Annotated in this window: 13 protein-coding genes; 8 read left to right on the forward strand and 5 right to left on the reverse strand. The window is 47.8% G+C overall.

The features are described from left to right. Window positions 1-18 precede the first annotated feature (18 nt). The 7 genes from rimO to VSQ61_RS16110 all read left to right on the forward strand — a co-directional run bounded on the left by rimO (window position 19) and on the right by VSQ61_RS16110 (window position 8,002). Entirely contained in the window at window positions 19-1,341 is a 1,323-nt protein-coding gene (gene rimO, locus VSQ61_RS16080) for a 30S ribosomal protein S12 methylthiotransferase RimO (protein WP_334345411.1), read from the forward strand. Beyond that, a complete protein-coding gene (gene pgsA / locus VSQ61_RS16085; RefSeq protein ID WP_334345412.1) occupies window positions 1,338-1,880 on the forward strand; it encodes a CDP-diacylglycerol--glycerol-3-phosphate 3-phosphatidyltransferase in 543 nt (180 codons plus the stop codon). The genes rimO and pgsA overlap by 4 nt, the downstream gene beginning before the upstream one ends. A 1-nt stretch (window position 1,881) precedes the next feature. Beyond that, entirely contained in the window at window positions 1,882-3,132 is a 1,251-nt protein-coding gene (locus VSQ61_RS16090; RefSeq protein ID WP_334345413.1) for a competence/damage-inducible protein A, read from the forward strand. A gap of 28 nt (window positions 3,133-3,160) precedes the next feature. Next, complete coding sequence (locus tag VSQ61_RS16095; RefSeq protein ID WP_334345414.1) at window positions 3,161-3,607, forward strand: dUTP diphosphatase; 447 nt, start codon at window positions 3,161-3,163, stop codon at window positions 3,605-3,607. 4 nt (window positions 3,608-3,611) lie between these two features. Further along, a complete protein-coding gene (locus VSQ61_RS16100; protein WP_334345459.1) occupies window positions 3,612-5,150 on the forward strand; it encodes a Ppx/GppA phosphatase family protein in 1,539 nt (512 codons plus the stop codon). Window positions 5,151-5,153: 3 nt separating this feature from the next. Further along, window positions 5,154-7,283, forward strand: coding sequence for an RNA degradosome polyphosphate kinase (locus VSQ61_RS16105; RefSeq protein ID WP_334345415.1), 2,130 nt, complete (start codon window positions 5,154-5,156; stop codon window positions 7,281-7,283). Window positions 7,284-7,483: 200 nt separating this feature from the next. Then, window positions 7,484-8,002: a DUF1307 domain-containing protein gene (locus VSQ61_RS16110; protein WP_334345416.1), complete on the forward strand. Its 519-nt coding sequence runs from the start codon at window positions 7,484-7,486 to the stop codon at window positions 8,000-8,002. Window positions 8,003-8,254: 252 nt separating this feature from the next. On the opposite strand, the gene VSQ61_RS16115 is transcribed toward VSQ61_RS16110, so the two are convergent. Further along, a complete protein-coding gene (locus tag VSQ61_RS16115; RefSeq protein ID WP_334345417.1) occupies window positions 8,255-9,079 on the reverse strand; it encodes a Cof-type HAD-IIB family hydrolase in 825 nt (274 codons plus the stop codon). Between the two features lie 283 nt (window positions 9,080-9,362). Between VSQ61_RS16115 and VSQ61_RS16120 the strand changes: the two genes are divergently transcribed. After that, complete coding sequence (locus VSQ61_RS16120; RefSeq protein ID WP_334345460.1) at window positions 9,363-10,763, forward strand: spore germination protein; 1,401 nt, start codon at window positions 9,363-9,365, stop codon at window positions 10,761-10,763. A gap of 223 nt (window positions 10,764-10,986) precedes the next feature. On the opposite strand, the gene VSQ61_RS16125 is transcribed toward VSQ61_RS16120, so the two are convergent. From VSQ61_RS16125 to aroF, 4 genes are all read right to left on the reverse strand, one after another. Continuing rightward, the gene (locus VSQ61_RS16125; RefSeq protein WP_334345418.1) at window positions 10,987-11,685 is read right to left on the reverse strand and encodes a hypothetical protein; all 699 of its coding nucleotides are present in this window, start codon (window positions 11,683-11,685) and stop codon (window positions 10,987-10,989) included. Between the two features lie 102 nt (window positions 11,686-11,787). Continuing rightward, on the reverse strand, window positions 11,788-13,071 hold the full coding sequence (gene aroA, locus VSQ61_RS16130) for a 3-phosphoshikimate 1-carboxyvinyltransferase (RefSeq protein ID WP_334345419.1): 1,284 nt from the start codon (window positions 13,069-13,071) through the stop codon (window positions 11,788-11,790). A 60-nt stretch (window positions 13,072-13,131) separates the two neighbouring features. Further along, window positions 13,132-14,229 (reverse strand): prephenate dehydrogenase/arogenate dehydrogenase family protein, encoded by a 1,098-nt coding sequence (locus VSQ61_RS16135; RefSeq protein ID WP_334345420.1) that lies wholly within the window; start codon window positions 14,227-14,229, stop codon window positions 13,132-13,134. Between the two features lie 21 nt (window positions 14,230-14,250). Further along, entirely contained in the window at window positions 14,251-15,264 is a 1,014-nt protein-coding gene (gene aroF, locus VSQ61_RS16140) for a 3-deoxy-7-phosphoheptulonate synthase (protein WP_334345421.1), read from the reverse strand. Between the last annotated feature and the right edge of the window lie 236 nt (window positions 15,265-15,500).

A 15,500-nucleotide genomic window follows, 5' to 3' on the forward strand; every position in this document is an offset into this window, starting at 1 on the left:
AAAAGGACAATCCTTAATATGAAATTACTATTCATATCCCTGGGCTGTGACAAGAACCTGGTAGATTCCGAGCATATGCTTGGCATGTTAGAGGAAAAGGGCTACACGTTTACTGACGAGGAGACAGAAGCAGAGGTCATCGTAATCAACACCTGCTGCTTTATTAACGATGCCAAGGAAGAAAGCATTAACACCATCTTAGAGATGGCGGAGTACCGAAAGTCCGGTCCTTGCAAGGCCCTTATCGTCACCGGATGCCTGGCAGAACGTTACCGCCAGGAGATCTTAAAAGAGATCGAGGAAGTGGATGCCGTCATCGGCACCACGGCCTATGATGCCCTCCCGGAGATTCTGGAACAGGTATTTCAGGGTAAAAAAGAACTGAAGACAGAGGAACTGAACCGTCTCGTGCGGACAAAAGCAAAGCGTCAGCTTACCACTGGCGGACATTATGCCCATCTAAAGATAGCGGAGGGCTGCGACAAGCACTGCACCTACTGCATCATCCCGAGGATTCGGGGCAGCTATCGAAGTGTCCCCATGGAGCAGCTGCTTGAAGAAGCCAAAGAACTGGCTGAACAGGGAGTAAAAGAGCTGATTCTGGTAGCCCAGGAAACCACCCTCTACGGCATGGATCTCTACGGTGAAAAGCGGCTTCCGAAGCTTCTTAAGGAACTCTGTCAGATTCGGGGACTTCGCTGGATCCGGGTACAATATTGTTATCCCGAGGAAATCACGGAAGAACTGATAAAAGTCTTAAAAGAAGAACCAAAGCTGTGCCATTACCTGGATCTGCCCATCCAGCATGCTTCCGATCGCATCCTGAAGCGGATGGGAAGAAGAACCATCCGTAAGGATCTGGAACAGATCATTGCACGCCTGCGGGAAGCGATTCCGGATATCTGTCTGAGAACCACCCTGATCACCGGATTCCCGGGAGAGACACAGGAAGATCACGAAGAACTGATGGCATTTGTAGACACCTGTGAATTTGACCGTCTCGGCGTATTCACCTACTCCCGGGAAGAAGATACCCCGGCGGCACAGATGCCGGATCAGATTCTGGAGGAAGTAAAGGAAAGCCGTCAGGCGGAGCTGATGGAGTTGCAGCAGGAGATCGCCTTTGACAAAGCGGAGTCTATGGTAGGCCGGGAACTGGAAGTTATGATTGAGGGACAGGTGGCCGGAGAAAACGCCTATATAGGACGCACCTACCGGGATGCCCCGAATGTGGACGGCTACATTTTCATCAATACAGAAGAAACGCTCATAAGCGGCGACTTTGCAAGAGTACGGGTAACCGGAGCCCTGGAATATGATTTGATAGGAGAGCTGATATGAATCTTCCAAACAAACTAACCATACTGCGTGTGATACTGATTCCCTTTTTTGTGGTATTTATGCTGACGGATCTGGGGGGCAGCTATGGAAAATATTATGCATTGGCCATTTTCATCATTGCAAGCCTTACGGATCTGTTAGACGGCAAGATTGCCAGAAAATACAATCTCGTTACCAATTTTGGGAAATTTATGGATCCCCTGGCGGATAAGCTTCTGGTGTGTTCCGCCATGATTTGCCTGGTGGAGATGAAGCGGCTGGCGGCATGGATTGTCATCGTGATCATTGCCCGGGAATTCATCATCAGCGGCTTTCGTCTGGTGGCTTCGGATAATGGGGTGGTAATTGCGGCAAGCTATTGGGGAAAGTTTAAAACAACCTTTCAGATGATTATGATCATTTTGCTGATTTTGGATTTGAAAGGTGTTTTTGCGACAGTGGAGACCATTATCGTATGGATTGCTTTGGCTCTGACCGTCATTTCCCTTGTGGATTATTTAGTGAAAAATAAAGGTGTATTGCTGGAAGGAGATATCTAATATGATTGTAGAACTGATTTCCGTGGGAACCGAGATCTTACTTGGAAACATTGTGAACACCAACGCAGCCTATCTTTCTGAGAAATGTGCCCAGCTTGGCCTTTCCCTCTATTATCAGACTGTAGTCGGGGACAACCCGGAGCGTCTCACGGAGACCTTAAAGCTGGCCCTTGGCCGAGCCGATGTGGTGATCCTGGGAGGGGGCTTGGGACCAACCCAGGATGACCTGACCAAGGAGATCACGGCAAAGGTTCTGGGAAAGGAACTTAAGGAGGATCCTCACACCCGGGAACTGATCAAGCGGTTTTTCGACACTCGGGGGATTGCTGAGATTACGGAAAATAACTGGAAGCAGGCTCTCGTTCCTGAGGGTGCGATTGTGGTGGACAATGACAACGGCACGGCTCCGGGACTCATTCTGGAGGAAAATGAAAAGATCGTGATTCTGCTGCCGGGACCGCCGGGAGAGATGAAGCCCATGTTCGAAAAGGATATTTTTCCCTATCTGAACAAAAAACAGCCGGAAATCATTGTTTCGGAGATGGTTAAGATCTGCGGTATGGGAGAGAGCAAGGTGGAGCATATGATTGCCGATCTGATTCAGAATCAGACCAACCCCACCATAGCAACCTATGCAAAGGTTGGAGAGGTTCATCTGCGTCTGACCGCTAAGGCGGCGGATGAGGCGGCGGCGAAGAAGTTGATGAAGCCCGTGATTCGGGAATTAAAGGTACGTTTTGGGGGTTATATTTATACCACCGATGAAATGATGACGTTAGAGGAATCCGTAGTCCAGCTTTTAAAGGAGCAGGGTCTTACCCTGACCACGGTAGAATCCTGTACCGGAGGACTCTTTACCGGACGCCTGGTGAACGTGCAGGGGGCTTCCGAGGTCTTAAAGCAGGGCTTTATTACCTACTCCAACAAGGCAAAACGGAAGCTTATCGGTGTAAAAAAGCTGACTCTGAAAGAATTTGGTGCTGTCAGTGAAAAAACAGCAAAGGAAATGGCAAAGGGTGCGATTCTGACTACCGGATCGGATGTGGCCGTCTCCATCACCGGAATCGCCGGGCCGGATGGGGGAACCAAGGAAAAGCCTGTGGGACTGGTTTATATTGGCGTATCCGTAAAGGGAGAGATGCGTGTGAAAGAATACCATTTTACCGGAAACCGGGCAAAGATTCGGGAAAGTGCCGTGGTGGCGGCTATGACGCTTCTTCGCACCAGCATCCTGGAAACCATCAAATTTTAAAAAGTAACATTTAAGGAGCAAAAAAGGCATGCCGGAACAAAAGCAGACCATACAGGTAAAGTATTTTACGGACAAAATAGAAAAACTGACTTATATAGGGGGAAAATCTGACTGGATCGACCTCCGGGCGGCAAAGGACGTGCAGTTAAAAGCAGGAGAATTTCACCTGATTCCCTTGGGTGTTGCCATGGAGCTGCCAAAAGGCTATGAGGCTCATATTGTTCCCAGAAGCAGCACCTTTAAAAACTTTGGAATTATTCAGACCAACCATATGGGTATCATAGACGAGACCTACTGCGGCGACAACGATCAATGGTTTATGCCGGCCTATGCCCTCAGGGACACTCAGATCCATGTAAATGACCGGATCTGCCAGTTTCGGATTATGGAGCATCAGCCGGAACTTTCTTTTGAAGAAGTAAAAGAACTTAAAAGTGCGGACAGAGGCGGACTTGGCAGTACGGGAAAGGCGTGAGAATATGCAGATTATAACCTTTGCGGCAATTGACATTGGTTCCTACGAGGTAGGAATGAAGAGTTTTGAACTGGTTCCAAAGAGTGGAATCCGGGAGATTGATTATATACGCCACGGAATTGAATTGGGGCGGGATGCCTATAATAAGGGCAGGATTGGCAATGAACTCTTAGAGGAGCTGTGCAGAATTCTGGAGGATTTCACACGGATCATGAAAGAGTATCAGGTGGATGACTATCGGGCCTGTGCTACCAGTGCCATTCGGGAGACCAGCAACTGCCTGTTGATCCTGGACAAGATTCGGGTACGCACCGGCCTTGACGTAGAGATCTTGAGCAACTCGGAACAGCGTTTTCTTGGCTACAAATCCATTGCATCCAATGAGGAATCCTTTCAGAAGATTATTCAGAAAGGAACGGCTATCGTGGATGTGGGAGGGGGAAGCATACAGATATCCCTCTTTGACAAGGACGCACTGGTTTCCACCCAGAATCTGCGTCTGGGTACCATGCGGATTCGGGAGCGTCTGGCGGAGGTAGAGAGCCGCACCAACCATTTTGGCGATATTATTGAGGAAATGATCAATAATGAGCTGAAAAGCTATAAGCGGCTGTACTTAAAGGATCGTGAGATTAAAAACATGATTCTCGTGGGAGACTATATTACACAATTCATGCACAGGAATGCCATGGAGCACAGCCTGATGCTGAGCCGGGAGGAATATTTCCAGCTTTATCAGGAGATTGTGACCCGGACACCTCAGGAAATGGTACAGCGTATGGGCATGGTTTCGGAAAATGTGTCCCTTATTATGCCGGCCATGATTATCTACAAGCGGCTTATTGAAGAGACGGGAGCAGAGACCATCTGGATCCCCGGCCTGAACTTAAGCGACGGCCTGGCCTACGATTATGCGGAGAGGAAAAAGATCTTTAAGTCCAGCCACAATTTTGAAAACGATATTGTAGAGGCGGCCAAGAACATTGCCAAGCGTTACCAGAGCAACAAGACGCATCTGGCGGGAACGGAATATCTGGCCCTGACTATTTTTGATAAGATGAAGCGAATCCATGGCATGGGAAAACGGGAACGGCTTCTTCTGCAGATTGCGGTACTGCTTCATGACTGCGGAAAATACATCAGCATGAACCGCACGGCCGAATGCTCCTATGAGATTGTTATGTCCACGGAGATCATCGGATTGTCTCACCGGGAGAGAGAGATTATCGCCAGTGCCATTCGCTTTAATACGGAAGAATTTGTTTCCTTTGAGGAATTTGCCATAGGATCTCCGCTGGATCAGCAGGATTATCTTTTGACGGCCAAGATAAGTGCCATTCTTCGTGTGGCCAACTCCATGGATCGGAGCCATAATCAGAAGTTTAAGAATGTAAAGGTTACCTTAAAGGAGAGGGAGCTGATTGTGGTGGTAGATACGGTGGAGGACATTACTTTGGAGCAGGGACTTTTCTCCCACAAAGCAGAATTTTTCGAAACAATTTTCAGTATCCGGCCCGTTATCCGGCAGAAAAGGCAGGTGTAGAAAATGGATAAGAAAGAATTTACCAAAAATGAATATTACCGGAACAGGGAGCTTTCCTGGCTGGCCTTTAATGAGAGGGTATTAAGCGAGGCGAGGGATAAAAATATCCCACTTTTTGAACGCCTGAAGTTTTTGAGCATTACGGCATCCAATCTGGATGAATTTTTTATGATTCGGGTGGCGTCTCTAAAGGATATGGTTCATGCAAAGTATACGAAGAAAGACATTGCGGGGCTGACTCCTCAGGAACAGTTGGATGAGATTACAAAAGTAACCCGGGAAATGGTAAGTACCCAGTATTCAACCTATTCCCGATCCCTGCTGCCTTTGCTTCGCCAGCATGGCCTTACGGTTGTGCAGGAACATGAAGATCTTGACGAGGAGCAGGCCCGGTATGCAGATCGCTATTTTCGGGAAAATGTTTATCCGGTGCTGACACCTATGGCAGTGGATTCCTCCCGGCCTTTTCCTTTGATTCGGAATAAATCCCTGAATATCGGAGCACTGCTCTCCAAGAAGAACGAGAAGACGGAGGAGTTGGAATTTGCAACAGTGCAGGTACCCTCCGTACTTCCCCGCATCGTCCGGCTTCCCGATGCCAAGGATGGAACAAAAGTAGTGATTCTCTTAGAGGAGATCATTGAACGGAATATGCAGCAGCTTTTCTTAAGCTACAACATTGTATGTGCTCATCCCTACCGGCTCATGCGTAATGCAGATCTGACCATTGATGAGGATGATGCGTCCGATCTTTTAAAGGAGATTCAAAAGCAGCTGAAGAAGCGTCAGTGGGGCGAGGCCATCCGTCTGGAAGTAGAGGATAAGATGGATAAGCGTCTCCTTAAGCTTCTGCGGAAAGAGCTGAATATCAAAGAGGATTCCATTTACAAGATCAGCGGACCTCTGGATCTGACTTTTTTAATGAAGATGTACGGTATGGACGGCTTTGATTCCCTAAAGTATTCCAAGCATGTGCCGGCAGGGGTAAAAGAACTTCCCGGAGACTGTGATATTTTTGAGGAGATTCGAAAAGGGGATGTGCTGCTTCATCATCCCTACCAGACCTTTGATCCGGTGGTGAAGTTTGTCCGTGATGCTGCATCCGATCCCAAGGTACTTGCCATCAAACAGACTCTGTATCGGGTCAGCGGCAATTCTCCGATTATTGCGGCCCTGGCCCAGGCGGCGGAAAACGGCAAGCAGGTATCTGTTCTGGTAGAGCTGAAAGCCCGGTTTGACGAGGAGAATAATATCCTCTGGGCAAAGATGCTGGAGAAAGCGGGCTGTCATGTTATCTATGGACTGGTGGGCTTAAAGACTCACAGCAAGATTACTCTGGTGGTACGCAGGGAGGATGACGGAATCCGCCGCTATGTTCATCTGGGGACGGGCAATTACAATGATTCCACGGCGAAGCTGTATACGGATCTGGGCCTTATGACCTGTTCCGCACCCATTGGCGAGGATGCCACTGCGGTGTTCAATATGCTCTCAGGCTATTCGGAGCCTGTGGGCTGGAACAAGCTTTCCCTTGCTCCCATCTGGTTAAAGGAAAGGTTCTTAAAGCTGATTCACAGAGAGCAGGAACACGTGGAAAAGGGCGGAGAGGGGCATATTATGGCCAAGATGAATTCCCTGTGCGATCCCGATGTGATTGGGGCCCTTTACGAGGCTTCCGCCGCAGGGGTGAAGATCGAACTGCTGATTCGTGGAATCTGCTGTCTTAAGGTTGGAATTCCCGGTGTCAGCGAGCATATTTCCGTTCGATCCATTGTAGGAAATTTTCTGGAGCACAGCCGGATTTTCTATTTCCATAATGGCGGACAGGAGGAGGTCTACTGTGCAAGTGCGGACTGGATGCCAAGGAATCTGGAGAAGCGGGTGGAGATTCTCTTCCCCATTGAGCAGGAGAATCTGAAAAAGAAAGTGATTCACATTCTGAATGTGGAATTCCAAGATAATGTGAAAGCCCATCTTTTGCAGCCCGACGACACCTATGTGAAAGCGGATCGGAGAGGAAAGGCTTCTGTGAATTCTCAGGAATATTTTGTGGAGGAAGCACGGGAGAAAGTGAAGGTGGAGCATTCCGCTTATACCGGGCGGGTGTTTATTCCGGAGGAGCCGGTGGAATAGAAATTTTACAATTTAAGACGACAGTTTATGCACCAGTACAGCGAATCATTTATATTCGTTGTGCTGGTGCGGTGTTTTGTATTCTTATGCAGACTGCATAGCAGAATATTGCAAAAAAGTGCAGGAAAATTTAAGAAAATTTTAATAAAGAGGCAGAAAAACCGACTGGACATAAAAGAAAAATAGGAGTATAATCTCTTATGGTACACAGCGTAAAGGATGTACCATATTATTACCTGATAGAGGGGAGAAAAGGAAAAATGAAAAAGATTGTAAGTGTAGTAATGGTTCTCTGCATGACACTGGCATTGGCAGCATGCGGCGGCAAGGAGCAGTCAGTAAGCTATCGTTCCGAGCAGGAGCAGAGTGGTCTGAAGATGGTGGACACCATGACTCTGGATGCAAAGGGTGACAAGGTTGTGAAGATCACCGAGACGATTGAGATGGATATGTCCGGTTTCGATGAGGCTACACAGGAGCAGATGAACACAGCTTATGATGCAATGGTTGAGCAGTATAAGGCTGTTGAGGGTGTTGAGTGTACAGGCAGTGCGGGAACAGGTACTTATACCATCTCCATTACCATTGATGCTACTGGTGATGCAGTAGAGACACTGGCATCTCAGGGACTTCTTGAGATTGAAGGAAACGGAAGCAAGCTTTCTCTGAAAGCTACCGGTGAGTCTCTGGAAGCAGGCGGATACACAAAGGTTGAGTAATCAGGTACATAAGAAATCAATAAGCAAAAGGAGCACCGGATGTCGGTGCTCCTTTTTAATCGTTAAGACTACTAGTAGTCCGTACCGGAAATCCTTGTGCATATTTCCGGTCTATTTCTCCGATAGCACAGGTCAAAAAGCCTCGCCGTAGCACCACTACGTCTGCGTTTTTTGACCTGCACTCTCGGAAAAATATCCTCAGAAATATGCACAAGGATTTCCGATACGGACTACTAGTTTACATGGATTAGATTACAGCATGAACTTTTCAATGATTTCGGCAATTCCGGAATGATTGTTGTCGTGCTCGGTGATGTAGGTGCCGTAGGGATACATTTCCGACCGGGCATTTATCATGACGCAGGGGGTCTTTACCGCCTGCAGCATGGTAATATCATTCTCCGCATCTCCGGCGGCAAGGGTATTCTCATAAGGAATATTCAGGTATTCGCTGATAAAGCGGACGCCGCTTCCCTTATTGATGCCCTCCGGAAGAAATTCCAGATATTGATCGCAGGAGAAAAACATGTCAAGATGATTTTTCTTTGCCCAGGGCTCCATATGCTGGCGGAAAGCGTCCAGATGGTTTCTGTCGTGGAGGTCGATAAAAAGCAGTTTGATGGGATCCTGATCTTTATCCAGAGCTTTTGTTACATCTTCTACGACTTCATAGGGCAGGAGCGTGGAGGAAGAGTAGTATTTCATTTCTTCCGTATCGTGTTCACACAGAGCTCCGGCTTGATTGTAGGTTTGGGGATGTAGGTGAAACTTGTAGGCTTCGTCAAAGGCTTCCCGGATACAGTCCCGGTGAACTCCCTGGTAAAAGATGGTTTCTTTTGCATAGGCATCGTAGATAAGGGCGCCGTTGGAGGTAATGGCATAACAGCCGGGGGCTGTCAGCCCCAGCTTTTCTACCTGCCGGGCCGTACTGATCAGGGGACGGCCGGTACAAACTACGATAGCATGTCCAAGGCTGGTCGCTTTCTGAATCGCTTCAAGGTTCTCGGGTGTGATTTCTTTTTGGTCCGTCAATAAGGTTCCGTCCAAATCCAGAAATAGAATTTTCTTTTCCATCATGTATACTCCTCTTTTATGTAAAGTTAAAAAAATTAATACGGCGTCATCATATCAAGTATCCTGACAAAAGGAAATTCTTGTGTGCTGCTGCAAGCTGTGTTTTCCCTGTCCTTGCTTGATTATAGCAGAAATTTTCCTGGCTTGCTATAGAAAGTTGTATTGCTGGCTTCCATATCCTGTCTGAATTGCAGCAAAGCAGATGATTTCATACATAAAGAATAGTTTTTCTCATTTTTTCTCATACTATCAAAAAAATGAATCAGGAGGTGACCGAAATATGGGAATCAAGCTTTCGGAACATTTGGATGAGAATGTGATGAATTTGAATGAGATCCTGAATTTGGATGCCAATTTTGACATTATCCGTAAAGGAATTACCATAGCAGGGAAGCAGGCTTGCATTTATTTTATTGACGGTTTTCTGGAAGAGGCTATTATGGAGAAGCTGTTGGAGTTTTTCTATAAACTGAAGCCGGAGGAGCTGCCCAAGACGGCTAAGCAGATGATTGATCATGTGGTGCCTTATGTGGAGGTTACTGCCATCGAGGAGGAGGATTTGCTGATTCAAAGTCTTCTTTCCGGCATTACCTGTCTTTTGATTGACGGCTATGATACCTGTATTGGCCTGGACTGCCGATCTTACCCTATGCGTGGGGTGGACGAGCCGTCGAAGGATAAGGCTCTTCGGGGGTCTAAGGATGGATTTGTGGAGACGGTGGTGTTCAATACGGCGCTGATCCGGCGGAGGATTCGAAGCCCCAAGCTCTCTATGGAAATTATGTCGGCAGGAAAAAGCTCCCGGACGGATATTGTAATATGCTATATGGAGGATCGGGTGGACCGGAAGCTCCTTCGAGAGATTCGAGGGCGCATCAATACGATAAAGGTGGATGCTCTGACTATGAACCAGGAGAGCCTGGCGGAGTGCATTTATGAGCGGAAATGGTTTAATCCGTTTCCGAAGTTTAAGTTTACGGAGCGTCCGGATGCGGCTTCGGCGGCGATTTTGGAGGGGAATATTATAATTTTGGTGGATAATTCCCCTCAGGCTATGGTGGTACCTACTTCGATCTTTGACATTGTGGAAGAGGCGGATGATTATTATTTTCCTCCGGTGACAGGGTCTTATCTGCGGCTGACCAGATTTTTGATTGCGTTAATTACACTGTTTTTGACGCCGGTTTTTTTGCTGCTGTTTCAGAATCCTCAGTGGGTTCCGCCCTGGCTTTCGTTTATTCAGATTAAGGATCCCATTAATGTTCCCATTGTCTGGCAGTTTTTGATGCTGGAGCTGGCCATTGACGGCCTGCGGCTTGCGGCTATTAATACGCCCAGTATGCTGAGTACGCCCCTTAGTGTGGTGGCAGGTATTGTGCTGGGACAGTTTACGGTGGATTCGGGGTGGTTTAATGCAGAGATTATGATGTATATGGCTTTTGTGGCCATTGCCAATTATACCCAGTCCAGTTATGAGCTGAGTTATGCCCTGAAGTTTATGCGGCTGATTATGCTGGTGCTTACTTCGATGTTTGATTTGTGGGGATTTTTGGCCGGGCTTTTGATTACCATTGTGGCGATTGCCGGGAATAAGACCATTGCGGGGAAGAGTTATATTTATCCGCTGTTTCCGTTAAATTTGACGCAGCTTAAGAAGAGGTTTTTGAGGCTGCGATTGAAAGAGTAGAAGGGGGACGGATTTTTTGTATGCGTTACGTTAAACTGTTTTGATGTGGGGATTGGCAACTAAATAGATTAAAAGGAATTTGAAAGAGGCGTACTTCTGCTATAAATAGGGAATACGCCTTTTTAATTTCTGTATTCTTTCCATTTAGCATTATCATTTGACGACCCATAAAAGAGATATGTGATTAAACGAAATTAATCCGGCTCCCCTCTTACTCACATGATTAGGGACAGACAATGCCGTCTCCATTGGCGCAAGCCAGCAGTTTTTCCTTGAGTTTATCATAAAGGGCTAAAGGAAAACGTGAACCATATTGAGTCCAGAACTCGTCCAGAACTTTCATCCCCATCTGAGCATCACCATTGGCCGCTAAGAGAAAGGCAGTCACATAGTCAGGACTAGGCCAATTATATTGAGAGGCGGGAGCTGTGCGCTGGCGTTTGGCCTCAGTCAGAGCACTGTGCAGGTCACAGCAGTTTAAGAACCAAGGGCCAAAAAGTCCCTGTGCCTCATGAAAAGCCTGAAGAAGACGGGATTCCACTTCGCCAGGGTTCTGACCAAAACGGCTGAATCGGCAGGAGACACTCTGCCCTGATGCAGAATCCCAATGGCCTGGGGGCCAGCAGAACAAGTGCAGGCCCACAGACTTATCCGTCCGCTGGTAGCGATAGCTTCCAGTCTCACCAAAGACAGGTAAAAAGTCAAAGCATAAACCCCACAAGAAGATATAAGAAGCTCCTTTAAGAGGGTATGCCTGGATTACTTTCCGGCAGTGGTCTTTCCAAGGGGAATACCAGAGATATGCGCCGTTGTAGGTGAATCCGGAAAGTTCAGGGGCAACTGCGGCAGCAAGGAGGTTTTTAAGCTGTGGGACGGGAAGTTCAAAGTCAAAGGACGATGTACGTGATAAAAAACTTTTCATATGCTGTTTCCTCACAGATTTAATTTGGTGAATACATTTCACTCTGTTTGACAGAGCTGATATTTGTTAGGGTGTCAGCTCTGTTTGGGATTTATGATACAGCTAAGATTGCTGCAAATACTTCAAATCTTCATAAAAAGCGGGATAAGAGATATTCACACACTCAGCTCCCAGAATCTTAGTTTCCCTATCCGCATTCAGGCCTGCGACGGCAAAGGACATAGCAATCCGGTGATCCAGATGGCTGTCAATCACGGCGCCGTGAAGGGGATATCCCCCCTCAATAATCATACCGTCCTCTGTAGCAGTGATATGTGCGCCCATAGCGGACAGATTTTTTACCATCACATCAATTCGGTTAGATTCCTTTACCTTTAACTCCGCAGCATCCCGAATTACCGTAGTTCCCTTTGCAAAGCAGGCCATTACAGCGATAACAGGAATTTCGTCAATGAGAGCAGGGATCAGTTCTCCCTCCAAGATGCAGCCCTGCAAATCGGAGGCTTTCACCAACAGATCTGCCATAGGCTCATCCGTCTGACTGTCTATGGGAAGAATACGTACATCTGCTTTCATCATTTGGCAGACACGGAGGATGCCGTCACGGGTAGGATTGATCCCCACATTCCGGATTAAAATCTCAGATCCGGGAGTTATGCATCCGGCCGCAAGAAAATAAGCAGCGGAAGAAATATCTCCAGGCACAAGAATTTTCTGGCCAATCAGGTGAGGGCGAGGCTCGATGGCGGCGGTAGTTCCCTCTGTTTGAACCTTAGCTCCAAAGGAATTCAGCATCAGCTCCGTGTGGTTGCGGGAAAGGGCAGGCTCCGTAACGCTGGTAGGGCTGTCCCCGTACAATCCGGCCAGTAAGATGGCGGACTTTACCTGAGCAGAGGCAACCTTTGTGGTATAGTGGATGCCGTGAAGGGGATGCCCCAGAATCCTAAGAGGAGCGCAGCCGTTTCCATTCAGGCTTTCAATGGAGGCGCCCATGAGAGAAAGAGGCTCTATAATGCGTCCCATAGGCCGTTTTTGAATGGAAGTATCCCCGGTAAGGGTGGTTTCAAAGGATTGTCCGCTTAAAATGCCGGAAATCAGGCGGGTAGTAGTGCCGCTGTTGCCCGTATCCAGAACCTGGGAAGGCTTTTTAAGTCCATGCAGCCCCTTTCCCTGTATAAGAATCCGGGTTGATTCCTTTTCTTCAATGGCAATCCCCATGCGCCGGAAGCAGTCTATGGTGGAAAGACAGTCAGCTCCCGGAAGAAATCCCTCAACCTCCGTAAGCCCCTCGGCCAGGGCGCCGAACATAACGGCCCGATGGGAAATGGACTTGTCGCCGGGAACGGTTAATTCTCCTTTTAAAGCTTTGGAACGTGTAAATTTCATGGCGTATGTCTCCTGTATTCGTTTTGCGTATCCAACCAATGGGGTGACGGAATCATTGGCTCAGCGCTCATAAATGGTATAACGATATTTCCGAAGAAGTTCAACGGCTTTCTTGTAGGAATCCTCATCATACAATTCCACTTTCAATACTGCCTCTTCAAATTCCCGATTGTGAATAATTCCGATATTTTTCAAACTGATTCCCCCGGCGGCAAGGATTGTGGCAAGGGCGGCGATGCCACCTGCTTCGTCCACCATATCGCAGTAAAAGGCGTACATTTTTTTGATAGGCCCCGAGGAGGAATCGGGGATGGAATTGCGGTAATCTCTGGATGCTTCAAAAAAGCGGTACAGACCGTCGGCGTCCTCCGTTTCCAACTGTACCCTCACGGCGGCAAGCTGCTCCAGGCAGCGATCTAAAACCTGAATAAGATTTGACTTATTGGTAATACAGATTTGCTGCCACATCTCCGGTGAGGAAGAAGCGATTCTTGTGATATCTTTAAAGCCCCCGGCCGCAATCCGCTTCATCAGTTCTTCTTCCCCGTCAAGCTGATGTACCAGATTGACCAGTGAGGAAGCGATCAAATGAGGCAGATGGCTGACAGAAGCCGTAATAAAATCATGCTGCCGGTAATCAAGCACCAGGGGCAGCGCCTTTAAGGAAGCAATAAATGGAACAAAGGCATCCACAGCCGCCTTTGGAACCTGAGCCGATGGGGTAATAATATAGTAAGCATTTTCAATCAGATGGGGCTTGGCGTTGGCATAACCGGTTTTCTCCGAACCGGCCATGGGATGACCGCCGATAAAGTGTGCTTCCAGACCAAGGGCAGTCACCCGTTCATGGATATCCGTTTTCGTACTTCCTACATCTGTAAGAATACAATCCTCTTTGATGACGGGCTTCAGAGCTTCCAAGTAGCTGGCATTGGTAGAGACGGGTGCACACAGGAAAATGCAGTCACAGGCTGAAAATTGGTCATCTACTGCTGTGCAGGCAATATCTACCGTCCCCTCATTAGCCGCCTCAATCAGCGTGTCGGCAGTCCGCATGTAAGCCATAATCTGAATTTCCGGGTGAAAGGCTTTGACTGCCTTTGCAATGGAGCCGCCGATAAGCCCCAGGCCCACAAAGCCCACGGTTTTAATGTTCATAATGTTCTCCTGTTTTCCTATTTAAAAATTCCGCCCGGAAAGGGCAGCATAAGCCTTTAACTCTTTTGCAAGCTCATCGAACTGGGCAAAAGTCAAAGACTGGGGACCGTCGGAGAGGGCACAGGGAGGATTGTTATGTACCTCAATCATCAGGCCGTCCGCTCCTGCGGCAACCGCACATTTTGCAAGGGGTGCCACATAAGCCCGAACACCGGAGGCGTGGCTTGGATCCACGATAACCGGAAGATGGGATTTGGATTTCAGTACCGGAACGGCGCTGATGTCCAGAGTGTTTCTTGTGGCCGTCTCGTAAGTACGGATACCTCTCTCGCAGAGCACCACATTTCGGTTGCCCTCGGCAATGATGTATTCCGCCGCATTGAGCCACTCGTCAATGGTGGAAGAGAGCCCCCGCTTTAAGAGTACCGGAAGACCGGACTGTCCGGCTTCCCGAAGAAGCTGGAAGTTCTGCATATTCCGGGCGCCGATCTGAAGCATATCCACGTATTTAACCGCAGCCTCAATGGAAGCCTCGCTGATAACCTCGCAGATGGTGGCAAGACCGGTTTCCTCCTGGGCTTTTTTCATATACCGAAGCCCCTCTTCCTCAAGCCCCTGGAAAGAATAGGGAGAGGTTCTGGGCTTGTAAGCGCCGCCCCGAAGGAAGGCAGCTCCGGCCTTTTTTACGGATTTGGCAATTAAAATCAGCTGCTCTTCCGATTCAATGGCGCAGGGACCTGCCATAACGGTCAGATTGTCCGGGCCGATGGAGGTATTTCCTACCTGAATGGAAGTCGGCTCCGGGTGGAACTTCCGGTTGCTGAGCTTATAGCTTTCGGTAATGGGTACAATTTTATCTACATTCGGCGCAATCTCCAGATTGGAGAGATTGAGACGGGTTTTGTCTCCTACAACGCCGATAATGGTGACTTCTTTTCCTTCCGAGAGATGGGTTTCCAGTCCGTTGGACTTGATAATCTCTACCACATGCTCAATGGAAGACTTGGGTGCCTTTGGTTTCATTACAATAATCATATTAAATGCCTCATTTCCTTAAAATGGATTGCTGTCTCAAAGAAAATGCTTCTTGCGACTTAGTTTTTTTAAACAACAAAAAATAGCTGTGCATGTATGACGCACAGATATCAGTTTACTTTTTTTTGAGCGGAATGTCAATACTGTTTCGCTTTAAAGTGATAAATTTTCCGTTAAATGATAGCGGCAGTTGGGTAATGTCATTAAGTTAAGCTTCAAATAATGACCGGCGTAGG

This window comes from Candidatus Merdisoma sp. JLR.KK006 (assembly GCF_036941035.1).
Classification (GTDB): Bacteria; Bacillota; Clostridia; order Lachnospirales; family Lachnospiraceae; genus Laedolimicola.

Bases quoted from the DNA above. Each gene is read 5' to 3' on its own strand.
- aroA (WP_334345419.1), bottom strand. From the start codon at position 13,071: ATGAAATTTACACGTTCCAAAGCTTTAAAAGGAGAATTAACCGTTCCC.
- VSQ61_RS16110 (WP_334345416.1), top strand. From the start codon at position 7,484: ATGGTACACAGCGTAAAGGATGTACCATATTATTACCTGATAGAGGGG.
- VSQ61_RS16125 (WP_334345418.1), bottom strand. From the start codon at position 11,685: ATGAAAAGTTTTTTATCACGTACATCGTCCTTTGACTTTGAACTTCCC.
- pgsA (WP_334345412.1), top strand. From the start codon at position 1,338: ATGAATCTTCCAAACAAACTAACCATACTGCGTGTGATACTGATTCCC.
- aroF (WP_334345421.1), bottom strand. From the start codon at position 15,264: ATGATTATTGTAATGAAACCAAAGGCACCCAAGTCTTCCATTGAGCAT.
- rimO (WP_334345411.1), top strand. From the start codon at position 19: ATGAAATTACTATTCATATCCCTGGGCTGTGACAAGAACCTGGTAGAT.
- VSQ61_RS16090 (WP_334345413.1), top strand. From the start codon at position 1,882: ATGATTGTAGAACTGATTTCCGTGGGAACCGAGATCTTACTTGGAAAC.
- VSQ61_RS16100 (WP_334345459.1), top strand. From the start codon at position 3,612: ATGCAGATTATAACCTTTGCGGCAATTGACATTGGTTCCTACGAGGTA.
- VSQ61_RS16115 (WP_334345417.1), bottom strand. From the start codon at position 9,079: ATGATGGAAAAGAAAATTCTATTTCTGGATTTGGACGGAACCTTATTG.
- VSQ61_RS16105 (WP_334345415.1), top strand. From the start codon at position 5,154: ATGGATAAGAAAGAATTTACCAAAAATGAATATTACCGGAACAGGGAG.
- VSQ61_RS16095 (WP_334345414.1), top strand. From the start codon at position 3,161: ATGCCGGAACAAAAGCAGACCATACAGGTAAAGTATTTTACGGACAAA.
- VSQ61_RS16135 (WP_334345420.1), bottom strand. From the start codon at position 14,229: ATGAACATTAAAACCGTGGGCTTTGTGGGCCTGGGGCTTATCGGCGGC.